The 25,117-nt window shown below is 41.2% G+C and carries 17 protein-coding genes and 1 tRNA gene; 5 read left to right on the plus strand and 13 right to left on the minus strand.

The genetic code is table 11. The annotated features are described in order from the left end of the window. The 4 genes from CLV51_RS28010 to CLV51_RS28030 form a co-directional block, all read right to left on the minus strand. The gene (locus tag CLV51_RS28010; protein ID WP_106531426.1) at positions 1 to 1,908 is read right to left on the minus strand and encodes a LodA/GoxA family CTQ-dependent oxidase; all 1,908 of its coding nucleotides are present in this window, start codon (positions 1,906 to 1,908) and stop codon (positions 1 to 3) included. Further along, the gene (locus CLV51_RS28015; RefSeq protein WP_106531427.1) at positions 1,908 to 2,171 is read right to left on the minus strand and encodes a hypothetical protein; all 264 of its coding nucleotides are present in this window, start codon (positions 2,169 to 2,171) and stop codon (positions 1,908 to 1,910) included. The genes CLV51_RS28010 and CLV51_RS28015 overlap by 1 nt, the downstream gene beginning before the upstream one ends. A 263-nt stretch (positions 2,172 to 2,434) precedes the next feature. After that, positions 2,435 to 3,349 (minus strand): sterol desaturase family protein, encoded by a 915-nt coding sequence (locus tag CLV51_RS28025; protein ID WP_211302144.1) that lies wholly within the window; start codon positions 3,347 to 3,349, stop codon positions 2,435 to 2,437. A gap of 121 nt (positions 3,350 to 3,470) precedes the next feature. Then, the gene (locus CLV51_RS28030; protein ID WP_106531429.1) at positions 3,471 to 3,689 is read right to left on the minus strand and encodes a hypothetical protein; all 219 of its coding nucleotides are present in this window, start codon (positions 3,687 to 3,689) and stop codon (positions 3,471 to 3,473) included. A gap of 130 nt (positions 3,690 to 3,819) precedes the next feature. On the opposite strand from CLV51_RS28030, the gene CLV51_RS29835 reads away from it, so the two are divergent. From CLV51_RS29835 to CLV51_RS28045, 3 genes are all read left to right on the plus strand, one after another. After that, complete coding sequence (locus CLV51_RS29835) at positions 3,820 to 4,398, plus strand: TetR/AcrR family transcriptional regulator (protein ID WP_106531430.1); 579 nt, start codon at positions 3,820 to 3,822, stop codon at positions 4,396 to 4,398. A 349-nt stretch (positions 4,399 to 4,747) separates the two neighbouring features. After that, positions 4,748 to 5,584, plus strand: coding sequence for an alpha/beta fold hydrolase (locus tag CLV51_RS28040; RefSeq protein ID WP_106531431.1), 837 nt, complete (start codon positions 4,748 to 4,750; stop codon positions 5,582 to 5,584). Between the two features lie 793 nt (positions 5,585 to 6,377). Next, on the plus strand, positions 6,378 to 10,946 hold the full coding sequence (locus tag CLV51_RS28045; protein ID WP_106531432.1) for a LamG-like jellyroll fold domain-containing protein: 4,569 nt from the start codon (positions 6,378 to 6,380) through the stop codon (positions 10,944 to 10,946). Positions 10,947 to 11,195: 249 nt separating this feature from the next. On the opposite strand, the gene CLV51_RS28050 is transcribed toward CLV51_RS28045, so the two are convergent. The 8 genes from CLV51_RS28050 to CLV51_RS28085 all read right to left on the minus strand — a co-directional run bounded on the left by CLV51_RS28050 (position 11,196) and on the right by CLV51_RS28085 (position 21,318). Then, entirely contained in the window at positions 11,196 to 11,750 is a 555-nt protein-coding gene (locus CLV51_RS28050; protein ID WP_106531433.1) for a hypothetical protein, read from the minus strand. Positions 11,751 to 11,990: 240 nt separating this feature from the next. Then, on the minus strand, positions 11,991 to 14,096 hold the full coding sequence (locus tag CLV51_RS28055; RefSeq protein WP_106531434.1) for an alpha-L-fucosidase: 2,106 nt from the start codon (positions 14,094 to 14,096) through the stop codon (positions 11,991 to 11,993). Between the two features lie 103 nt (positions 14,097 to 14,199). Continuing rightward, positions 14,200 to 15,165 carry a quinone oxidoreductase family protein gene (locus CLV51_RS28060; RefSeq protein WP_106531435.1) on the minus strand — a complete coding sequence of 322 codons (966 nt, stop codon included), beginning with the start codon at positions 15,163 to 15,165 and terminating at the stop codon, positions 14,200 to 14,202. A gap of 138 nt (positions 15,166 to 15,303) precedes the next feature. After that, positions 15,304 to 15,825 (minus strand): DinB family protein, encoded by a 522-nt coding sequence (locus CLV51_RS28065; RefSeq protein ID WP_106531436.1) that lies wholly within the window; start codon positions 15,823 to 15,825, stop codon positions 15,304 to 15,306. Positions 15,826 to 15,926: 101 nt separating this feature from the next. Next, positions 15,927 to 17,276, minus strand: a complete 1,350-nt coding sequence (locus CLV51_RS28070) for a carbohydrate porin (RefSeq protein ID WP_106531437.1) — start codon at positions 17,274 to 17,276, stop codon at positions 15,927 to 15,929. 698 nt (positions 17,277 to 17,974) lie between these two features. Then, positions 17,975 to 18,238: a UBP-type zinc finger domain-containing protein gene (locus tag CLV51_RS28075; protein WP_106531438.1), complete on the minus strand. Its 264-nt coding sequence runs from the start codon at positions 18,236 to 18,238 to the stop codon at positions 17,975 to 17,977. A gap of 10 nt (positions 18,239 to 18,248) precedes the next feature. Next, complete coding sequence (locus tag CLV51_RS28080; protein ID WP_106531439.1) at positions 18,249 to 19,907, minus strand: NAD(P)/FAD-dependent oxidoreductase; 1,659 nt, start codon at positions 19,905 to 19,907, stop codon at positions 18,249 to 18,251. Between the two features lie 10 nt (positions 19,908 to 19,917). Next, the gene (locus tag CLV51_RS28085; RefSeq protein WP_106531440.1) at positions 19,918 to 21,318 is read right to left on the minus strand and encodes an ATP-binding protein; all 1,401 of its coding nucleotides are present in this window, start codon (positions 21,316 to 21,318) and stop codon (positions 19,918 to 19,920) included. Between the two features lie 141 nt (positions 21,319 to 21,459). Between CLV51_RS28085 and CLV51_RS28090 the strand changes: the two genes are divergently transcribed. Beyond that, the gene (locus CLV51_RS28090; protein ID WP_158267179.1) at positions 21,460 to 21,690 is read left to right on the plus strand and encodes an endonuclease V; all 231 of its coding nucleotides are present in this window, start codon (positions 21,460 to 21,462) and stop codon (positions 21,688 to 21,690) included. A 120-nt stretch (positions 21,691 to 21,810) separates the two neighbouring features. Beyond that, positions 21,811 to 21,884 (plus strand) — tRNA-Asp (locus CLV51_RS28095). A 169-nt stretch (positions 21,885 to 22,053) separates the two neighbouring features. Here the strand turns inward: CLV51_RS28095 and CLV51_RS28100 are convergent. Beyond that, positions 22,054 to 24,768, minus strand: a complete 2,715-nt coding sequence (locus CLV51_RS28100; RefSeq protein WP_106531442.1) for a DEAD/DEAH box helicase — start codon at positions 24,766 to 24,768, stop codon at positions 22,054 to 22,056. Positions 24,769 to 25,117 lie beyond the last annotated feature (349 nt).

The raw sequence follows: 25,117 nt of genomic DNA on the forward strand, positions 1-25,117 counted from the left end.
TTAGCGCTCGTCTCTGCTGAATGGTTTACGTACCTGCAACGTTTGTTGGTTTGCTTTAACACCGGAAATTGTTTCCAGCAACGCTTCTGTCTTTTGCAGGAATGGCACGGAGGCATATTCTGCAATTTTCACCTGTTCAAAACTCGGATCAACAGTGGTGAATTTGCTTCGGCCTGATTCCACCCATAACGATGCGGGAAATGCCGCATTACTGCTTCCTTCCGGCAAAGGGTGTTCTGTTGCTATACCCAGTGCATGCCAGTTCTGAATCATTTTATTAATCTTGTTGATATAATTTGTACCTAAGTCACGTAGCCAGTCCTGGCGATAGTCGAAATGTTTCAACCGTTGCGGCAGGTCAGTTGTTGCATCAGCAAGACGGCTAAACGCATCAGCAGACAATACCTGATTAGGCACCCTTGCAGCCCAGAAAGAAGGTAACGAAAGATAAGTGGTACTGTCATAACCAGCTAAACAACTGGCCTCATCTGTTTGCCAGGGCACACCCATCCAGCGGGTTAGTGAGCCGGGACCACTGCCATCCAGCGGGCCACCAGCACCCAACGCCACGGCAGGCGTAAGTGTTGAGCCATAATCACGAGGCTCTTCACCTTCTTTCAATAACTTGATCCGGAACGGACTATCCCAGAAAATTAAATTTCTCAATGGCCATGTAAGCTCTATACCGGGATGAAATGGGCCACCAAGGCATTCTTCGAGTGGTGCTCTTTCCAGTGCCTTAGTTTGTAATAGCGGAGATAATTCGTCAAATGGAATTTCAAGTGGTTTACTACCGGTAATAAACTCTCCTTCCGCCCAGTGCTTCATTCTTTCATACTGTATGGCAGTAAGCGGCAGATCAACATTGTGCACATCATCATAATCTCCAAAAGCATCGCCATAAAACGGCGGAATTTTGATGGGTTCATATTCTTTGCTGTTAGGATCACGATACCATTGAAAGACCCGCATTCTGGCATCTTTATTGGCAGGGGCGGGTTTGTCCAATTGTTCCAGCACTTCACTGCTGGTAAAATCGCTTGGAGAATTTTGTCCAAACAGCATATAAAAACCATGATTTACCCATTGCGTTTGCACAGTACGTTCCAGTATCGGGTAGATATGTTCCCAAAAAACAACCTCCTCCGGTTTGGGTATCCATCTATTGCGGATGTACAGATCTTCCACGACATCGTACATGGTTACCACGGCAAAAAGACCTTGTCCGTAGTTTGGTGGTGTAATCGCTACCATGGCAGGTGTTGCTTCATATGTTTCTTCACCTATGGATACGCTGGCATAAATGGTGCCATCGGCCACGTCATCATGCCATCCATCATTATTAGCAAAAGTATAAGCAGGTAAATTATCCAGAGAGGCGGATTTACCATCGCCACCTAATACAAGTAGGCGACCCAGCTTGTCTGTACGTATTTCGCCCAATGCCACTGATTTGCCAAAAAATTTACCATCGTTAAATAATTTACCGGGTTGCTCCACACCTTTGATAGTTTGTGCTGTTGGTACAATATTTAATTGCGTGCGTAATGCTCCACTATATTTGGCGTTGCGCAAATTTGCATTCTTTGGCTGACCTTCGGGCAGGTCCATAGCATTTTCAAAATTGTACCATCCCGATTTGCGGTTAGCGAGGTTTACCCGCCATTCAATTGTAGTATTACCTGTAGCTGTTATTTCTTTAATAGCTTCCCCCTGGCTGTCGAGTTCGTATATACGAAAACATGCTGCCTGTTTTTTTATACGGCCCTTGCCGTCTTTGTAGCCATCATCGGGAACCGGAGGCTTACCGGGAAGGTCAGAAGCAATATAATATTCATCTGAATTCCCAACGCGCGCAATCCCCAGTGGAGGATATATCGCAAAGGATGGAATAGTTTGTTTTACCATTAGTTAAGATTATTTTGAAGTGAAGAATTAAGAAGAAGAGGAAGATCACCGGCGGTATAAAGTTCATTGGCAGACATGCCGTTTTGCTGTTTCAGTTCATCTCTTAAATAATCCTGGTTGTTGGAAGGACTGGGAGGTAATACCGAAGCGTTTAACGACACTATTTTATACTTTACATACTTATCAAAAAAAGCATAGGGGAAACAGCTCCTGTAGTTTATTGTCAGCAGACCGGATATCAACCCTTGGGAAAACATGTGCATGATGGAATCAATTTTAACATTAACAACAGAAATGTGGGTTAGTGAAGAGACGATACATCATCATTACAAATCTTGCTATCCCAACATAACATCCTTAAAACAGGATATGATGATTAACAAAACTAAAAAGGATCTTAAAAAAGGGTTTTTATTTACTGGTTATTTTAGATATCTAATATAATCATTTACGCTAAAAAACAAAATTTTAAATCTCCATGAAATTCTCTTAATCGCGGGTTTCTTCGTTTTTAGTCGATTCCCCTTTAATTTTCTCCGACTGGTTGATTAATGCTGTTAACGGTAGACTTTCTGTGCACCATTTTACTTTTGAATGGCAACGATACAACGTCTAATAGGTGCTCAGATTTTGGATATTCATCTGAATGCTCTATGCCCAATTTTTCAGGAACCATGCCAGGCTTATAATAAAATGAACCAAATACGATATCCCAAATAGCTAATGTATTTCCATAGTTTCTTGCTTCATCAATGTTGACACTATGATGATAGCGATGTGTTTCTGTGCCAATAAAAACATAATTTAAAAATCCCGCCCTAATATTTACGTTGAAATGTGAAACCAAACTTTGTAGGTCAATCATTAGTGTTGCTGCCAATGCTGCTTCTGGTGGAATACCTAATAAAATGAGTGGCAATTGTATAATTGTTGCAGTTATAAAAGCATTGATTGGATTAAATACAGCATGCATCACTACATAAACCTTGTCGGGTAAATGATGTGCCACATGAACTCTCCAAAGAAATCTACCAATTGTTCCTTTACCTGTATGGCTCAGCCGATGATACCAATATTGAAAAAACTCAAACACCAGAAGAAACACCAGCGTACTAATGAAAATAGAAGAGTTGCTAAAATAGCCAATATGATTTTGACTGTACCAAATGGCTACTAAGCCAAATAATGTTTTTGTCAATGCAATTGTTGGTGCGTCAATAAGAATATATTTCAAATCTCTTAAAAAGCTTTTCCCGGTCATTTTCCATTCTTTATTGAGCGGAAAAAATGTTTCCACTATCATTAATGTAAAAATCAAAAAAACGGTAGTTGCAGCATAAACAATTTTATAATCGTAGTTGAATTTAATTGCCAGGAATATGATAGCAAACACGATTATTAAAAGTGTAGGATAAAGTGCGTTTGTGATAATTTTTCTCATTATTTTATTTTAAAAATTTAAATTTCAAGCCGAAAGATGGGGAAATAGAAATAGGCAGCTTTGTTTCTGATAACTCTTATATCATTAATCCTTTGTTCCTGATAGCCAACTGAACTGACATTTATGGAGTAAGTTCTTTCTTCAATATTTGAAAAATGAAAATTCCACATACTGTCGACCAAACAGCTTTTTGGAGTATTGATGATTTTAAAACCGGCAAAGGGACAACCTGCCTTGTAAGCTTATCAATAACTTCTCCTTTATTAGTACCATTTTCTTGTACAAATATTTGGAGTGGGATCAAAAAAAATAATGTAACGATGATTCTTTGAAATTTCATTTTTGTACTTTTGTTTAATAATGAACATTATGTACTGTTTTACAAACGTAGCAGCTATTTATGCAACGTACAAACTACACAAACCTTCAAATGGCAGTTATTGAACAGTTAAACAAAAAAGTTCAGAAAAATGATAGCAAAAAAAGAAATAGTTGTTGATAGAAGAATTCAAAAAACAAAAAAGGCACTTACAGAAGCCTTAATAGATTTAATATTAGAGAAGAGTTATGAAAAAGTAACAATTCAGGACATTATAGACAAAGCAAATGTTGGTCGTTCTACTTTTTACATTCATTACGAAAGCAAAGAGCAGTTGCTTTTGGATGGCCATAATAATTTGAACGTAAAATTGTTTTTTGATGAACTTGATGATGCAAAAGGCAGCGAAATAAGTTTTGACAATCTGTTTGTTCATATTGCCGAAAACCAACAATTAGCCAAGGCCATGTTGGGAAAGAAAGGTGGAAATATGATGACTGAATTTTTCAAAAATAATGTGGCGCTGAAAATTAAGAAAAAGTTTGGTAGGCAGTTTGATAAAAGTAAGAAAGAGCAAAAATTGCTTACCTTTTTAGCAGATGCGGCGGGTGCTGCAGTGATAAGTTTTCTGGTGTCCTGGTTGGAAGATGAAATGCCATTTACCGAAAAAGAAATATCATCGCGATGTCAATGTTTAGTAACGGCAATATTTGAAAGAGTGAGTAAGTAGTAGGGGTTTCCCTTTTACTGGCAATATTGATGGGGAAAGGTTGTAATTTTACGAAGATCTGCTATGAAAGCGTTCGAAACTTGTCCCCTCCACCCCGCACAATATTTTGCAAACCCTCTCTAGTCGCGGTTTTTTTTTGTTTTTAATCACCCCCACTTAATTTTCCCATTTTCTCTTCCTCACTTTATTCAGATTAATTATCATTTACAGCGGCAAAATATAATTACACATATTTACTTGCATGCCCTAAATTGTATTGACGCAATCTCCCATGTAAATTGACGTATTCACAACCCCCTGTATTAAGTATTCGTGTGTAAGTTTGTTTCATCCAAAAACAAAATATCGTATGCAACGCAGATCCGCAATCATTATCCTTTTATTGATAATGACACATTTACAAATGAATGCACAGCAGAACCAAACAGGTCACTATGCCATGGTGAATGGTTTAAAGATGTATTATGAGATCCACGGCAGCGGCAGGCCACTGGTATTGCTGCATGGTGGAGGTTCTACTATAATATCTACATTCGGCCGCATCCTGCCGGAACTGGCAAAAACACACCAGGTGATCGCAGTAGAGCTACAGGCTCACGGACATACACCGGACATCAACCGCCCTTTGAGCTTCGAACAGGATGCCGATGATGTGGCCACCCTGCTCAAACAGCTTCATATAGAAAAAGCAGATTTTATGGGCTTCAGCAACGGAGGCACCACCACCCTGCAGATCGCCATCCGGCACCCGGAACTGGTGAACAAACTGGTGCTGGCCTCTGCTATTTACAAACGTAACGGCCTGCAACCCGGCTTCTTTGAAGGCTTTTCGCATGCTACCCTGGAAAGTATGCCCCAGCCGCTAAAAAAAGCCTATCTGGAAGCAAATCCTGACCCCAAAGGCCTGCAGGCGATGTTCGACAGGGACGTGGCCAGAATGATAGCCTTTAAGGATATCAGCGACGCGGATATACAAGCCATCCAGGCGCCGGCGCTGGTCATTAATGGTTACACCGATGGGGTACTTCCGGAGCATGCACTGGCATTATCACGCGCATTGCCGCATGCCCAACTGGCCATTCTGCCTGGCGGACATGGGGAATACATTGAAGAAATCTGCTACGCAGATAAGCACAGTAAAATGCCGGTTTTGGTGGCGGCCATGATAGAAGAATTCCTCAAATGATGCCCACCCTGTTATACTTAGCAGCAATGTGGCAATACACAACACAAACTGATTAGTGATTATTGGGGACAATGTGCTGTTTTCATTTGGTAGTGCGTCAATGAATTAAGTTAAGTAAAGAAGCATCTGATTCATTTACCAGTCTGGAATTCTCTCTGGTTCGTAAAAGGGACAAATCATCATCAGTATGATTTGTCCCTTTTGCCTTTGCAGCTGTATTACCAGACAAGACCGCGATTAATAGCCGGTCTTTGTTGTACAAACAAAAAAAACTACTCCTCTAAAATATGAGGATAATGAAAAAGATGATGATTTATCTGTTAGCGGGTCTATTTACAAAGTTACCATCCGACGTTTTGAATAAGTTTAAGATCTTTTTCGATTTCTGTTTGCAGCGGCAGCATCAGGAGTCCCATCTTGTCCGCATATTTTTTTATCTATGCTAGTTGTGTGTTTTTTGTTTTATGTCGCGTTCTGTTTAATTCTCTCCTTTACCCCGAGCATCTCTTAAAAAAGGCAAAAAAGCATCTTAATATGTCAATTTTGTATCATAAAAATAAATTATTTATTTACATCTTACTAATACACGAGCAAAATCAATATATCCGGAAGAAACACCTTTAATTTTTTGCGCCTCAAGCATATTCCTGTAAGAAGTCTGAACAATGAAGAAGTCTGAACAATGAAAAAAAAGTCGCGTTGCCTTTACAGGTTGAGAAGCGTTTACGTCATACTTATATACCGCAGCTAAATACGATAACGCTTTATATACAAATACCAAACACTTCTCAATATGAAAAAAAGCTATACCCTGTTGATTGGTTTACTCCTGCTTTTTAATAACATCTCACTCGCGCAACAAATTAACCGGAAAGAAGAGGAAGAAGAAGCATATGAAAAAGAAGAAAAGCTAAATGAAAGAAATGAGTATGTTCATGCACATAGTACCTGGTTCAAAGAAATGTTGAAACCCCATCCTAATCTGCAAAAAGCAGAAAAAGCATTTCACACTTATTTTAGTCATCATGCTGATGAAGACAGTAAATTAAAAGATCGTTTTCAGACCTGGATACAAACAGCCGGTTTATATAAAGATAAAAATGGTTTTGGCATACCATATCCTTTCTCAAAAAGAAAGACCTACGCTAATACAACATTTGCCGGCATGCCCGCTGCTGGCGGCTCCTTTGGCACCTGGAAAATGATAGGCCCGGCTAACATGGCCCGGACGCAGTGTAATAACAGCAATTTAGTTACCGGTGGATTTTGCGACAGGGTGTATGTAAATCCTTATAATACACAAAACCTGTTTGCCGGATTTTCTTATGGAGGTCTTTGGGTGAGTAAAGATCAGGGAGGAAGCTGGCAACTGACAGATGGCAGTTTTCCAAACGGTACCAATACCTACGCCAACCGGGATTACTATTATGGTGAAATAGCAGCGAATAACCTGAACAGTGATCTGGTATACGCAGCTACAGAAGCCGGCTTATTAAAATCTTCTAATGGCGGGATTAACTGGACATTGCTGCCACAACTTAACCGGAACAGCTCCGCCACTGAAAGGCCTTATTTTATTGCCCTGGCTACTAATGACAGCAGCATTGTACTAAGCACTTTCGGCAAAAAAGTTTATCGCTCTACCAACGGTGGTACCACATGGACGATGGTTTTTGATAACAGTAGCGGAGGTGGCAGTCACACCTCTACTTCTCAATATACTTTCAATACACCTTTTGGTCTTAATGACAGAACATTCAATTTCTTTGGACTGGAAGCCAACTACAACAATTCCAATGAATTTTATTTAGGCGTATGGAATGCAGCTAACCAGGCCTGTATTTATAAATCCACCAATAAGGGAGTCAGCTTTTCACTGCTGCTCAACCTGAATACTGCATTAAGTACCAGCTGGAATCAGAGCACCATGCTCTGCTTAAAAACAATTCCTTCCAGTGCTGCTGAATTTTCTGTCTTTGAACAATTTGCCAGCAACAAGCCCCGCTACAGGTATTCATCTACAGGTACCTTACTGAGTACCGATACCATCAATGCATATGTAGAAGCTTTTGATATTGACTGGAACAATAAAAATATTATGTACCAGGGGCAATACAGCCCGAATTACATTCAGAAATCTATTAACAGCGGCACCACTTTCGCCCAGCCAGATACTACCAGCTGCAAATACCTGCATCCGGATATCAGAGGTATCAGCGCTGTGGGAAATATAGTATTGATAGGCAATGATGGAGGTCTCGGTATTTCGAAGGATGGCGGAAAAAGTATAGCCGGCACCGGTTTTGAAATTAATTCGATGGATATGTGGGGCTTCTCCTCTTCTGTTAAAAGTGATATTTGTCTGACCGGTCTTGATCATAATCAAACCTTTGTAAGAAGCTATGCAGCACCCGGCGGATGGAAAAATATAAAAGGTGCGGATGCCGGCGTTTGTACCATCAACCCATACAACGATCACTGGCTATATTATGACTGGGCCTACGGCGTAAATAAAGGTTACTTAAATAATGATGGGACAGTCACAGAATCTGCTGTAGCAGCAGATGTAGACCTGGGTTCTCTACAGTTTCACTCCAACCTGGCTTTCAATATTTTTGGCATTAAAAAATCCAATAACAATATTGTAGTCCAATCTTCGGATAACATGACTTCGGCCAGTACGTTTAAAGACTTCGCCGAAAAAGTGAATGCCATCCGTATTGCCGGCAGAGATCCTAAAACCATGTATGTTTTGCTCAGCAACAATAAGATAAAGAAAACTAATGACAGCGGCACTACCTGGGTTGATGTTACTCCCTCCCCTGCTGCCAGTAACAGCCAAACAAATATTACAGCTATAGATATCGGTAAAATGCCCGGCGAATTATGGGCAGCATATGGTAATGCACAGAATACCGCCAAAGTATTGCATTCTACAGATGGAGGCAGTACCTGGACAAACATCACCACCAGCAATCTTCCTGCAGCAGCAGTAAGTAGCATCGCTTATCAGCGTGGCACAAACGGGGGTGTTTATATTATTATCATCACCAGTGGTGGTACTACGGTTTGGTATAGAAACAATAGTATGAGTCAATGGCAGCAAGTGGGAAACACGTTGCCTATGATAGGGTATGTAACAAACAGGTTATTTACCGTACCTCCTAAAAATAAGATCAGATTTGGCAGTTCAAGAGGGGCATGGGAATCCGATCTATACGAACCATCTTCAGTAGAAGCAGGCATTGCTGTTGAAAAAACAACTACCAGCTGCCGCCAGGATAGTATTCACTTCCTGAGCAACGCTGCTTATGGGTTGGGCACTCCCACATTCAAATGGAGTTTCCCTGGCGGAAATCCAGCTACCTCCACACTTGAAAACCCGTCTATTTCTTATGCCACTCCGGGTAGCTATGCTGTTAGTCTTACTATAACAGATTCCCTTGGTAATAAAGACAGTGCAACCATCAGCAATTTTATCCAGGTACAACCGAGTCAATGCGGTATTGACACTTTTGCAGGTAAAGCAACCGATCTCTCGGCCAACGACAACTACTATAACATTACGCCCATCAATACCTTAAATACTTCCAATGTGATGACGATGACCATGTGGATAAAGCCTAATAATATTCAAACAGATTACACCGGTATTTTCATTAATAACGCACTCAGAACAGGTGTATTTGTAAAAAATGGTACTAACGAGCTCGGATATATGTGGAACGACAACTATTGGAGTACTAATACCGGACTACAATTGCCGGTTGGTCAGTGGTCGCATGTGGCGTGGGTGATCAAACCGGATTCCTGTCTGTTTTACCTGAATGGAAAACAAGTAGGCATAGGTTCAATAAATGATTCATTAAGCCTTCATACCACTAACTGGCAACTGGGTACCGACCGTTTTGAAACAGGCGCCGGCTCCAGGAACTTCGACGGACAAATGGATGAGGTATGTATTTACAACAGAGCACTCACACAGGGCGAGATCAGGGATGGGCTACATTTAACCCGTTCCGGCAATGAGCAGGGGCTTGTAGCTTATTATCAGTTTAATGAATCCTCTCCTGTTGTAGCATACAACAAAGTAGGCAGCTCTAATGCCACAGCCGTTGGTACCGTGGCGCAGGTTGTTTCCACAGGGCCTTTCAGCAGTGGTGTTAGTCAACGCATGACTGTAAATGCTCCCGGCACTTATAATTTTAGTAACACAGGTGTGGCACTGAATTTTGGTGCAGGTACACTTCCAAATGGAGAAATAGTAGTGAGCAGGTTATTTAGTCTCCCTAATGGTGTGGCCGATTCATCCGGTAAACCATCTCCTAATTATTGGATAGTTCGCAGCTGGGGAACCAACGATTCTATCAGTACACTGAATAATATTATTTTCAGCAATATAGCCATTAGTACTGCAGATGCAGCAAATCCTTCTTTATTGAATCTGTACAAACGGGGAGCCAATGCTTTCGGCAACACATGGGGCACTACATTATGTCCGGCTACGGCTGCTGTTGCAGGTACCAATGGCACTGTTACTTATGGCAGCAATTGCAATATCCATAACTTTGGTCAGTTCATTATTTACACCAAAGGAACTTCCTTCACTGTATGTAATGGCGGTGCTATCCCACCCAAATCAACATGGATAACTACCGCTTCCTCTGAAGAAACAATAGGGGAAGGAGCAAATAATGGTCGCGCTATTTTTGCCACAGACGGAGATACCACCACCTACTGGCATACCCAATGGTACAATCAAACTGTTCCTCATCCGCATGATCTGATCATTAATCTGGGAACCTGTAGTACCATTGGTAATTTAAGTTACCTTCCAAGGCAGGATGGTGGTACAAATGGTACGATCACCGGTTATGAAATATACATCAGCACAGACAGTCTTAGCTGGGCAAAAGTAGCAAACGGCACCTGGCCTTCCACAGGTATTACTGCCAGAACAGTTTCCTTTACGCCAACAAACGGGCGTTATGTAAAATTGCATTCACTCTCTGCTGTCAATAACGGTGCATGGTCATCGGCAGCGGAGATTAATCTTGGCAGCGGTACCGGCGGCGCCGCACTTTTGAATAACAAATTACTTTCTCAAACAGGTAAGGTGCTGATATATCCTAATCCGGTTAGTAATACCGCTACTGTTCAATATCATGCAGCGCAAAATGGCAATGCAATATTACACGTGACTGATGTAACAGGAAAGATACTAATGCGGAAAACATTGATGGTTTCAGCAGGTATTAACAGCGTATCACTTAGTATGGATCAATTACCAGGTGGTTCTTATATTCTTACTATCACTCATCATGGGGAAGTCTATTCCCAAAAATTTGTAGTGAACAGATAATCTGTAATACAATACATTTTTCAGAGCAGGCCATAATGGCCTGCTTTTTTTATCAAGGAATACACGTGTTTGCAATGTTACTTTTTTGTAGACCACTGCCAATCCGGCCTATTCGCTGTTTACATCAAGCCCTCCGTTATCATTTTAAAAAGCAGTTATAAAGCTGGGGCAGATACAAATAAAAATAGCCGCTAAGCGGCTATTCAAATCTAAATAAAAAGGGAAGCTGGCGCTTCCCTTTTGTCTGCATTATTCCGGTATGTTATATTGCCGGCAAATTTCTTCATACGATAGTTGTGCTACACGCGCGCCCGGTTTGCCGCCAGGGATGATGATGTACCTGAATTGGTGCGTTGTGCTAATGTTTCCATACAGATTGTGATCATTCACGAAACGAATATGTAGGTTACCCACTGTAGCCAGGGCTGACCAGGTATCATTCTGCGTTGGTCCAATTATATAAGTAACGGTTATTGGTAATTGTGCTACCTGGCCTTTAGGCCAGATGATTGAGTTATACCCCTCCAGTTTCCCAAAAGTGAGTACAGTACCACTATCCAATACCTGTTGGGTAATGGAGGCTGCTGCTTTGTTATAATTTAATCCCCATATACCAAAGACGGTGTCTTTTATATACAGACTTGGCGTAAACCAGCTGGAATAAATAACATTGGGTGTTCCTACCGGACCTTGCGCGCCTTGTTGCCCTGTATCGCCTTTAGGACCCGTATCGCCTTTTTTGCAACCGGCACCCGCCAGCATAACAGTTGCAGCACAAACTACCAGAAAGATAATGCGTTTCATACAAAAATGATTTTGATTTGATTTTAATGGGATTATTATGTTATGGTTTTACCAGGTATGGAATATCCAGCCGGGCAGGTAATCTGACCGGGCATAAATATATACCAGTTAAAAAAACTGAGATAGTAAAAAAACGCAAATATTTGTTGCAGGTTGTTATAATGGGGTATCCGTATATTATTTAAAAAGCCGCATAAATTCTGCGATTTATGCGGCTTCTATGCTTTCAGTATACTTTGTTTATTTGGTAATGATGCCTAATTCCGCCACACTCACTCCTTCTCCGTGATTGATATGCACTGCGGAAAATTTGAAATAACGTGCTTTAACAGGCGTACTAAGTAAAACAAGTTGTTGCACAGGATTCGCTTCAATATTATGAAAATCTCCGGCACTGGCCTTCTCCCAATCCTTCCCATTGTTGCTGATATAAAAAGCATACTTCCCGATTAGCCCTTCTTCTATTTTGTCCTGTCTTGGCAGGTAAGTGAATGCTTTAACCAGTTGCGTTTTCCCCATGTCTATTATTACTTCATTACGGGGCGCTGCTCCCTGTTCCGGTGTTAATGTATTCCAATCTGTTTGTTCATCTTCGTCTATTACATTTTCGGCATGACTGCCAGCCTGTGCATCTATAATCTGCCATCCCTTTTTACCGATACCAAATATGCCTGTTTTTATATCTCCCGCTACTTGTTTACTAAAGCTTGCAGCCCTTACTGTACCTCCTTCTGCAAATAAAAAGGAATGTTGATATATTGGAGATTTCATCGTAGGTATGGTACCATCTATTGTATAATGAACAGGTAAATCTGCATATCCGGGTACAATAGTTATCATTCCTGATTTATCTCTTTTGATAGATGGCGGATGTAAATAAACAGGTTCTTTATAAAGCCCGAAATCACTTAATGCAATACAAACCGGCGCATCTGTAATACGCAGTCTCACTTTATCAGTGGTGATATTTTGTGGCAGGCGTATCAATCTGTTGGCACCAATACTTGTTGCGGTAGCAATTTCTTTCCACGCTCCATTTTGCATGGCATCCACTGCTATTGCTCCTATCCGTTGTCCAAGCTTAATATTTTCCCGGAGCCTGATCACATTAAAAGTTTTATTACCGGTCAGCCCTATCGTTAAAGAGGGATTGGTAACAGCATCATCTGTGGCCCAATAAGTATAGCGGTCGTTATCCAATAAGTGTTGAGGTCCGTATTTTGCAGCGTCGTTAGCCCGGATGTTGCTGGCCTTTAAAGCGGCGCCACGTGCCAGGTTGACCGCAAATGTTTGTTGCAGCAATTTACCAAATCCCTTCAGGGATGTCACATCATTATCATTCAACAATCCTCTTTGGTCTGGTGATAGGCCCAGATCCAAAGCTGCGCCACGCCCTACGCTCTCATAATAGAGATCCAGCAGCTCCGAAGGTGTTTTTACCTGTGCATTTTGTGAAGTATGGTAGAACCATCCTGGTCTTATAGGCACATCACATTCTGCCGGCAACCAGTAAGTGCCATTTCTGGCCCCTTCTGTGCCCTCTTCCGAAATCACGTAACCATTAGCCGGCTTCCTGTTTTTATCGGGTGCATGAGGCGTATAAGTAGCCCAGCAGGTAACGCCTGCATGACCTTCCTCATTACCTACCCAACGAACATCCGGGCCTACATCTCCGAAGAGCACAGCACCCGGCTGCATTTTGCGGGTGATACCCCAGGTGGAATCCCATTCATAATAATGCGACTGATCAATGTTACGTGTTTCTCTTGCACCGCCATAATATCCATTTCCACCGTTGGCGCCGTCATGCCATGAAATAAACAGCGGACCGTAATTGGCATAGAGCTCTTTTAGCTGCGCCTGGTAGATCTTTAAATATGCCGGTGTTCCATAGGCAGAATTATTCCTGTCCCAGGGAGAACAATAAATCCCCATCTTCATACCTGCCTGCTTACAAGCCAGCTGGTATTCTTTCAGGATATCCCCTTTCCCATTTTTCCATTTGCTATGGGAAATATTATGATCGGTAGTTTTTGTGGGCCAGAGGCACAAACCATCATGGTGTTTTGCAACTACCACAATACCTTTAAAACCACCGGCTTTAGCGGCATCCACAATTTGTTTGGCATTGAACTGTACCGGATTTACGAGTGCAGGATCTTCATCACCAAAGCCCCACTCATGATCCAGGTATGTATTTACCCCAAAATGAATGAGGCAATACATTTCCATTTCATGCCATTTTAATTGTGCGTTTGTTGGAAGGGGACCATAGGGCTTAGGTGCTTGCTGACTAAATGCCGGTTCAGTCAACAATAAGCAGGCAAAGAGAAAAATCTTTTTCATGTCTGGAAAATATCTAAATAGAAGTCTGTGGTTTTGCAGGTCTTGAATGTACAAAAAAAGTAAATTTAAAAACAGGATTTTTTCCTGGAACCCACGACTGATATTATTTTCCAGGTATCAATATTATTTTACCAGTACTTTTCCTGCTTTCTAAAAAATCATGTGCCTGTTTACCTGCTGAAAGCTGGAATTTAGTAGGTGCTGCAACAGTTATTTTTTTATTTCTTATCCATTCAAACAGCTGATCTGCTCTTTTAATTCGCTCTTCTTTTGAAGTTAAGTAATTCCACAAGTCTCCTCCGGTAAGTGTTTTAGAAGTGTCCATTAACATTATCGGATCAACAGGTGCAGGATTGCCTCCTGACATGCCGAAAAAAACTACCTGTCCGCAAATCCGGGTTACTTCAAAGCTATCCTGCAAAGTGCTTCCTATGCTATCATACACTACATCAACACCCTGTGGGCATCTCTCTAAAACTTTTGATTTCCAGTCTTCATTATATAAAAAAACGGTATCCGCTCCCTGTGAAAGCGCTACCTCTTTTTTGCTTTCTGATGAAGTTAATCCAATCACTTTTGCGCCCAGCAGTTTACATATCTGCGTTAGCAGTTGGCCTACACCACCAGCTGAAGCATGGACCAGTGCTGTTTCTCCGGTTGTTATTTTGTGACTGTCTGTAGCTAAATAATGCGCCGTTAAGCCTTGTAACAGTATTGCTGAAGCAGTTTCAAAACTAATATCTTCCGGTAATGGAATGGCATGTGTTACCGGAACAGCTACCAATTCAGCATTGGCGAATGGCACATCAGCAAAGGCAATCCTGTCACCGTTTTTAAATCCGGGATTATTATTGTTATTAACAACTATCCCGGCGCCTTCGTAGCCTGCGATGTAGGGTGGTTTTCCTTTTAAATGATAGTTTCCTTTTCTGCGATATATATCAGCGAAATTCAGTCCTATTGATTTCATCTCCACCAATAGCTCGCCGGCCTGCAGGGTGGGGTCTTCGACTTCTTTATATTCCAGCACATCAGAATTACCAAATGTTGAAAATGTTAATGCTTTCATTTTATTCCAATTGAAGTGTTGTCAAAAAAATGCTGACTTTCAAATATATTCAGAAAATCACAAAACAAGAGAGCTGTATAAATCGGGTGATTTATGCAGCTCTCTTGTTTTAATCAGGTATGCCTTTTTCAGATATCCTTAATCCCGGTTCCAGAACGCTGGTGGCTCTATTCCCAGTGCGCGGAGATATACTGTACCCTGGCCACGATGGTGGATCTCATTATCGATCCAATACATAATCACGCTATAAGCAGGTCCTTCATATTTCCCGAAAGCGTTCACAATCTCCTGGAAACGCTGTGCCGGAATCTGCGCCCAAAGCGTGTCAATTTCTATGGTCAACGCATCCCACCGGTGTAATATTTCCTCTTTTGTAGCAGGTATTGATTTACGCGAATGATGCATCAGGTCATTTATTGTCTGCCAATCGTTCGTCACTATGCCCTGCAGGCCTTTGGCAAGTCCCAGCATTTCTATCGCCATTGCTGAGAAGGGGCGCATGCCGCCAATGGAATAGATAAAGAGCTGATCTTCCGGGAAGGCTTCTATAACACGACGCGTTAAACGGCGGTGTCCCTTCCAATGTTCCAGCAAAGCGGCGGGAGGCATTGCCACTGCGGTGGCGGCTGATTCGTTTACGGCAATTGTATTGTTTTCCATTTGTGTGTTTTTAATTTGTTTTATGATACAAAGGAAAACAGTGCTGATGACAACCCTATGTCAGCAGGATTTTAGCAGGTGAATATTTATTTCCGCCGGTATTATATCTCAATGTGTACACGTACCCCCGGCACGCTGATGGGACCGTGTCTGTCTTTATTATAACCGGGATTCAGGATACACTGATAATCCAGTGAAAGGGCTATAAACTTATTTAATGTAGCCTTATAGTATGTTTCAAAAATATATTCCGGTGCATAATTCAGTTTTCCATCGCCAATAATAAATCCAACACCTCCTGCAGCCAGGTAATCACGATGCTGCGAGGATAAGCCGTTGACAGCACCTCCCAGCGCAAAATTATCATTCGGTCTCCTCCATAAGCTGCCACTGAGATTTATACCAGCCTGTAAGCTCCGGTCTATTTCCGTGAAAGCCCAGGTGCCTGAATGACCATCACTCCAGCTGATCCTGGTAAAAACACCTACACCATTAGCCACTTCCTGTTCTCCATTGATACCAAAACCGTATTTAACGCCTCCATAGCTGGTAGCTTCTGTGTTACCGGATAATACCCCTATGAGGTAAGCTGATCTGGCGGTATCTCCTGTATGAATGGCATCAATAGCATCTTTATAGTAGGGTGCTTTGGAAAAAGTCATGAACCCTGTGGCCCGGATAGCACCCGGATGATGCTGCACATGCCATTTACGTTCATATTCCAGCGTTTCGGAGTTACCTTTCAGCAGATTCCAGTCCATTGGTAAACCGTTGGCTATTTTGGGCACCTGCACGGCTGCAAAACGAATGGCCCACGCCGGCTTCACTAATTCTATTTCTATGCCTTTCGTATATCCTCTTGTATCTGCCGGAAAGTCCCAGGAACCATTAGACATCATAGACCAGTTTAAAAACTGTGACCTGGCATCATGATTATAACTATTATTATCAAAAAAATCTGAAATGCAAAATTTACCCACCCGTATGGTAATGCGGGATGAAGGCAGCATGGTGGCCAACTGGTTTTTACCATCTTCCTGAAATTCATCACTACTGTTACCTACCGCAAAAGTTTGTTCCAGGTAAGCACGGGCAATAAAAAGTGTTAGTTTGGGATTGCCTACCCGATAGATCTCACCATTGGGAAAACCTGCTATACCAGTGGTTTTGCTCAATCCACTTCCGCCGGATATTTCAGGATTGAAATAAATAGCAGCGCCCTTCCATAATCTCCTGCCAAGGAATAAAGTGGTTGTAAGTGAGAGGGCTTCTTCCTGTGCGGTGTCCAGGCTGTTAACACCTGAATATTTCGGAGAGAATGAATTATGCGATTGATAAACTGACGTGAGTTGAAAATGTGCCGTCCATTTTTTACTACTGTCTGAAACAGTTTGTGAGAAAGCATTTTGAGAGATACAAAAGATAAATACCAGATAAAAAATCTTCTTCATAATAACACTTTATAGTCGTAGCCGAATATGATAAAACTGAAAAAACAAATTGCCATACAGTAAGTTACTGCATTCAACAAAAAATATTGATATATAACATGAGGGAGGCAGTCCTTTTCTGGCAATGATAGCGATGATGGCATTCATATTTTTCATTTTTGCAATGCAAAGCTAACGCCTCTTTATTCAAAAGCCTTTTAGAGGATTATTAGAACTATATTAGAAAAATATTAGACCTGCTAATAATTTTGATACCTGCTAACATTACACAATGAATAGATGCTCCACATGAACGCTGGAAAAAATATAGCATATACTTTAATACACCGACAAAATTATTTTTTCTAATAGTTATTGAATAATTAACATGCTGCGAATCTGCAGCAGTATCAGAAAGTAACTTATAGCATTCTTAAACTCTAAATCCTATATTAATGGAAAAATTACAAATGTTGGGCAGAAACCTCAACAGGAATGAATTGAACAAGGTTTATGCAGGGAATAATAATAGTTTTTCATGCTCTCCATTTATGTGCGACCAAAGATGTTATGACAGAAACTACGATTTTGGTTTGTGTATTAATGATTTATGTGTATGTCAATTCAGTAGTTGATCAGGAGCTTTTAGCTTTTAACGGAGGCTGTCTCAAATGTATGAGACAGCCTCTTTTGATTTGGTTACCGGTCAGCCCCTGTTTTCAGTATTCAGCAAACGTACCATCTTTATAACACCAGAGCCATTGCTCGCCCGGCTCAGCGGATGCTACTACCGGATGATCTGTTTCATGATAATGTTTGGTTATGTGCTGTGAAGGGGAATCATCGCAACATAGCGTTGCGCCACAGGTTTGGCAGGTGCGCAGATGCATCCAGGTACCATTCTGTTTAATACATTCTTCACAAACGTAATCAGCTCCGATTTTGATATCGGTGATTGCCTTCAGATGCGAACAGGTAGTCATAATATAAGATTTAAACTTCTGCAAGATATTTATGTACCAGGCTAATACTCATAGATCCTTCTCCAACAGCAGAAGCTACACGACTCATTGCACCGGAGCGCACATCACCAGCTGCAAATATGCCGGGGCAGCTGGTTTCCAACACATAAGGTTCGCGTGTAAGCTTCCATAGTTTACCAAAATAATCAAAAGACATCATTTCCCTGCCGGTTTGTACATAGCCTTTCTCATCTTTTATGATAAGATCTCCCAGCCAATCTGTATACGGTTTGGCGCCAATAAAAATATATAAGGCATCAGCTGTTACTTCTTTCACTTCATTGGTACGAACATCCTGTATTTTCAGTCGTTCCAGGCTTTCCGCACCAGCAGCCTCCACTATTTCACTATGGTTTAGCAATACAATATTTGGAATATTTTTTATTTGATCTATCAGGTAAGATGACATCGTTGCGCTCAGATCATCTCTCCTGATGACTATAAATACCTGCTTCGCAAACTTGGAAAGATACACGGCAGCCTGACCTGCTGAATTCCCCCCGCCTAAAATATATACGAGCCTGTCTCTGCAAGATCCTGCTTCTGTAGTAGCTGCGCCGTAATATATGCCGGCTCCTGTGAACTGTGCTATACCATTGGTTTCCAGTTTGCGGTAATCTACACCGGTAGTAATAACCACTGCGCGGGTATTTATTTCCGTACCATTTTCAAGGCACACAATTTTATAATCTGCCTTGAGCTTAATTTCTTTTACTGACTGCGGCGACAAAAATTCAGTACCGAACCTAGTGGCCTGTGTAATAGCGCGACGGGTGAGCTCTGCCCCACTCAGGCCCGATGGGAAGCCTAAATAATTTTCAATGCGGGAACTGGTACCTGCCTGTCCGCCTGGCGCGTGGCGTTCTATCAATAATGTTTTCAGTCCTTCAGAAGCACCATATACTGATGCCGCCAGCCCTGCAGGACCGGCACCAATAATGATCACATCGTATATTTCATTTTTCAGTGTGGGATTCAAACCAATCTTATCAGCAATTTCAATGATACCCGGCGATTTCACCACTTCTCCATTTTCAAATATCACCACCGGCAGCATTGCTGTTTCCAGCTTATTAATCTGCATCAATTGTTTTCCTTCTTCCCCGTTTGCATCAATAGCATGATAGGGCACCAGGTTACTGGCAAGGAATTCTTTTATCTGATACGCTTTTGAAGAGAAGGGGTAGCCGATTACTTTAATGCCTCTGAATTCCGGGCGATAATCACTCTGCCAATCGTCCAGTAAATCATTGAGTACCGGATATAATTTTTCTTCCGGCGGGTCCCATGGTTTCATGAGATAGTAGTTCAGCCTCAGTTCATTAATCGCTTTGATAGCCGCTGTAGTATCGGAATACGCTGTTAGCAATACGCATTTGGCAGCAGGAAATATTTCCATGGCTTTTTCCAGGAAATCTACTCCTTCCATTTCGGGCATGCGCTGATCAGAGATAAAGAGTGCGACTGTTTCGTTTTTATTCTTCAACTCCACTAAACTTTGCAGTGCTTCATTGGCTGATACCGTGCTCAATATGCGGTATTCTTTTCTGTAGTATGTTTTCAGATCCTGCGTGATAGCATTCAGTACCTGACGATCATCATCTATTGCAAAAATTATAGGCAAACTCATGTCTTCTAAATTAATTATTTTCTATCGGAAAAGAGATTTTAAAAATCGTTTTGCCGGGTTCGGATAATAACTTCACCGATCCCCTGTGGCGTTGTACTATCTGTGTAACTACATCCAGTCCCAGGCCGGTACCCTTGCCCATTTCCTTGGTGGTGAAAAAAGGTTCAAACACCCTTGATCTAATTTCTTCCGGGATACCGGAACCGTCATCAGTAATACTGACATGAACGCATTGGCGGTCGTAGTCTGTTGTTATTTCAAGTCGCCCTTTTTTATTCACTTCTATGGCATCAATGGCATTGTCAATCAGGTTTGTCCATACCTGGTTCAATTCGCCCGGTAGTGCTTTTACTTTGGGTAGTGTAGCATCATATTTTTCCACCACTTCAATATTGCCTTTACGGATCTTGTAATCCAGCATAGCGAGTGTATTACGGATACCATCGTGAATATCGATGAATTGTTTATCCGGTTCCTGATCCATGTAAGTATATCTTTTAACAGCTCCTACCAGGTCGGAAATCCTTTTGGCGGAGAGTTGCAGATCACCGATCATCCTGTTGGCCACCAACGCACTTTGTATCCAGTTGAAGATAACCGGCAAATGTTCATGCGGTAATTGTTTGCTGAATATTTCCAGGTCGTTTATTTCCAATCCATATTCTGCCAGTGCTTCTCCTGTTTCTATCTGATCGATATTTTTGCTTTCCAGCCAATCCTGTATTGCTGTTTCTTTATCAGAAAAATCCATTAAGCTCAGCGGTTTTACTGGTTTCCCGGCTTGTATGCGGAGTAATTCATCCACGATAACAGTTGTCTGCTCCTGTGTTAACTGTATGGCTGCCATTTCTTTGAATATGCCCGGGATATTGCGGATATTCTTCTGTAATGCTGCCGTACTGCGTGTAATAGCGGCCACCGGGTTATTCAGTTCATGTGCCAGTCCGGCAGATAATTTTCCCAGCGCCATCATTTTTTCATTCTGCTGCAGGCTGGAAGTTGCTTCCCGTACGCGGCTGGTCATGATATGCACCAGTGCTTCTGTGAGTTCGTAATGCTGCTCTATGTTTGCTTTGAGCTTTTCAGCAGCACAGGCGAGTACCCTGGTATCCTTGATACAAGTGCCATTTCCGATGGCAGCTTTTGCCCGGGAGAAAGGGAGCCAGCCGGTGATGCTATCGTCATTCAGCTCTGCTATTTCGCGGTAATGGCCATTCAAAGTGGCAGAGATGCGAACTTTGCCATTGATGACAACCATAGTAGTGTTGATAGGATCGCCTGTTTTAAATAGTAGTCCTCCTTCCGGTACCAGTCTTTCTTCCGATTGATCGATAAACCATTGTAACTGCTCCACCGGCACCTCTTTCAGGGCAGGGATATTTTTCAACTGCATGGCGGTGATAGGTTCCATATATTCAGGATTGGAATTTTTCGGTAGTGAATTCTCTTATCAAATATAAGCTTTCGGGCTACTTAAAGTGATAATAATTTCAAGTAGATTTGACGTCTATCCCTGTACGACAAAGACACCCAATTAATTGCCGGCAGCATTGTGTTGCTGAACTATGAAACGCTGGAAGTGATGGAAGTATCTTCGCATTGCATGGAGGTAACCTTTCCTTATATACCTGGATTATTTTCTTTCAGAGAGATGCCACCACTGTTACGGGCATACGAAAAACTAACGAGACATCCATCTGTGATGGGCAAGGGCGGGCGCACCAGTGTTGCTGATCATTATGCGCGGCGGGCTTTACTGGAATATAAAGGGCCATCAAAGTGAGTGCTGCCAGTGCTTTCAGCTGATTATTTTTTAAAGTATTTGGTTAATTGAAATAATTATTTATATATTTGCAGCCCTGAAGGGGGAATACAATGTGGCTGAAAAGCCCGTCTGTAGGAAGGATCAGTAGTTCAGTTGGTTAGAATGCCGCCCTGTCACGGCGGAGGTCGCGGGTTCGAGTCCCGTCTGGTCCGCGGAATTAACTGGAAAGTTAGCAAAAAATTAAAAGCCTTCAGACTATTTATCTGAAGGCTTTTTTGTTGTATACTGATATAGAATATTAGACTAGCAGCCATGCTTAGTCTAAAATTAAATGATTTTGACTGTCAAAGGGGTGGAGGAATTGCCCTACTAAAACCTCTATCATCGTCCAATATTTTCTTTCCTATACTCTTCTACGGGCAATATCTCCGCCAAATAACTAAAATACGGCTGTAGCTTCCATAGTTCCCTATTACCAATAACGTACACATATTTCTTAGCACGGGTCACCGCTACATTTAACATATTGGGAGCTTGCGCTACCCACTCTCTTGCTCGAGACGCATAAGGGTCACTCCCCAGAATTATAAAAACAATATCAGCTTCTTTTCCCTGAAACCTATGAATCGTTCCGCATTCAACATCATCGAAAATTTGCTGACATTCCGATGCAACTGATTTAAAAGGAGAGATGATATAAATAGTGCCCGTTTCGCTATTTTCGTGGAGGATGTTCATTTTTTCCCTCAGCGCCTCTATTTCATCGGTAATGATGTGTCCATGATTGCGATTGCTTCTAACATCTATCCAGGTACTTTTTCCGATAGAAATATTTAACTGTCCATCTTGGGTTACTTTCACCATCTGGCCATCATATGCTATCGTATTTGAAATCGTAAACATAGGATCAGCACATCTTCTATGTGCTCTCAAAGGGAAGCCGGTCCATATCTTTTCATTTTTGCCAAGTACATAAGTTCCAAAAGCTGTAGTTCTATCAGCTAATAGTTGGGTTGAGGAGTATAGAGGAGACCAGTATGGAACTGGTATATCATAATTTTTCTGCAATACTTTTCCAAGCAATTCAGACACTGTCACCACAGGCATTACCTGCAAAGTATCTCCAATCACGATACAACGTTGAGAACGCCAGATGGCACCACAGGCAGATTGTGGTGTGGCCTGTCCCGCTTCATCTAACATTAGCCAGCCTATATCAGCTTGTCCTAATTTCTTAAGGAAACGTTCGATAGACGCCAAGGCAGAAGAAACAACCGGTATACAAAAGAAGAAAGTATCCCATAATATCTTAGCAGCAGCATCGTTGATTAATCCGGTATTCTTTCCTGCCAGCATGTTGAGGAACATCTCAATATTCGCTTTAAAATGCCTCGCATTTATCTTTATTGCATGCTCTATTAATTCCAGACTCTTCAGAAAGATATTACTTCTTAAGGTGTTTATAGTAACCGATGAATAAGGTAACATCCGATGAATATCTGCCATCTTCATTTGAGAGACATTTTGATCTATGATATTCTCTGGAAGTATTTTATAAGTATGAATCAACTGATTTTTAAGATTAAGCAAAGTATCATTATCCAGTCGCTTATAATCTTTTGGAAAATACAATGCCAGAACCCCTTCATGATAAGTAGCAGCAATTTTCTGGAATGTCTTAAATTCACTTAATAATGCTTTCAATTCAGTCGCAACTCTATGAAATTCTTCTTTATGGTGCGTTTCTGCATATTCATTATCAAGGCTATTCAACAATTTCCCAAAGTTACCTGTAGTTAACAGGTTATACCTAAAATTTTTACAATTCGTACTGTTACCCAATACCGCACTTAAAATCGCCCAAGTTTGTTCTTTATCGCCCATCTTCTGAGCCGTCTCTATGAAATAGCTTGCATGAGGAAACGATTCTACATCAATACTTTTCACCTGGGGAAGTTCTTTCGAAATGTTCTCCACAGCTGTATTATTATTACTTGAAATGAGTATACCATCGTTAGCAAAAACACCGGATAATATATTATAGTAATAGCTATCCCCTACAAATATCCGTTTCTTACTAAACAATTTGTTGACGCCAGTATCTAAAAGCCGTTCCGCCCTTTTTAGTATAACGTCGGCAACTACTTCCCTTAATAAAGTGGTTTTTCCTGTACCAGGAGGGCCATTGACACCTAGTAATCCAGATTCATTATGTAATTTACTTAAAGACATGTATACGGCTGCCTGTTGAGCACTATGCAATCCATGCACAGGATTTGAAGGCCAGCGAGCAGCAGATTGATATTGAGGATGTATGCATTGGATAATGATACCATTCTCTTGTATATCATAGCGATCCTCAATACATATTTTCTCCTGCAAGTATGCAGTCAATGGTTGACCAATATCTTTTTTACTATGCACCAAGTCAATAAGATTGCTCAGGTCGGCTGTATAAAAGCTATTTAAAAAAGGAGTTTCAGGTTCGGTAGTAGCATGTATTAACTCAGAAACACATAGTATATCAGTTTTTTCTCTAAAGACCGATGTAATTTTTCTGAGATCATTTATTTCATTCTCAATCTGTATCCAAGTAAGAGGTATTATATTCTCCTCATCATCTTCTTCGACCTCTTCAATCCCAAAACGGACCGGCAGCTCAGTATATGCAAGGTCCAGATCTTCTTTCACTTTATCTAATGATGTGCCTGCAATAAGCACTTCTACAGCATAAGAAAAAGCGGCTCTTGTATATGTTTTATAGTATATACATCCTTTCTCATCTACAACAATAGCAGATAACCAGGTACTACCTAAAAGAGGTTCTATCTGTTCTTCATCATCAGTAACTGCCGTTCTGATTACGTCAAGCACTCGTTGTTTCAGCATACAACCGAAGTAGATAGTGTGTTTCCATTTTCTGTCGGGCACACTAACGGAGGAAGGTGTTTCCCATGGAAATAAAACATTTGAACGAAGCTGGGTAAATTTCCGCGTGTCTCTTATTTTCTGCTCAGGCAGATCAGGTAGATTAAAAGCTTCAATGGCTCTCCAAAATTTCAATACGTTTAAGCTATGGGCTTTTTTTTTATTCATTGATTACATTGTGGTTAACTGTCAAAAGATATGATACTAATATAAGAAAATATTAAGCCAATAATCTTATGAAGAATATCTGTGAAGCATATACTTATCAGTAGGGCAAATTTTGATAATACATTTGAATTAGTATAGCACTATATCTATGAAGAGGAAAGGGTTAAGTATAATTTATTATATATACCCCAATAATTTCAAATTGGATATAAAATAATCAATAGCCGATTCGTTCAAAATCAATTCATGTCGTTAATCATTGTTGTCCGGGAAAACTATAATTTAAAGAGCAAAAAAAGGGCAGTTCAATAGAACCGCCCTAATTAGTTATGTTTGAGTTACCACACAA

Source organism: Chitinophaga niastensis, from assembly GCF_003014755.1.
Classification (GTDB): domain Bacteria; phylum Bacteroidota; class Bacteroidia; order Chitinophagales; family Chitinophagaceae; genus Chitinophaga; species Chitinophaga niastensis.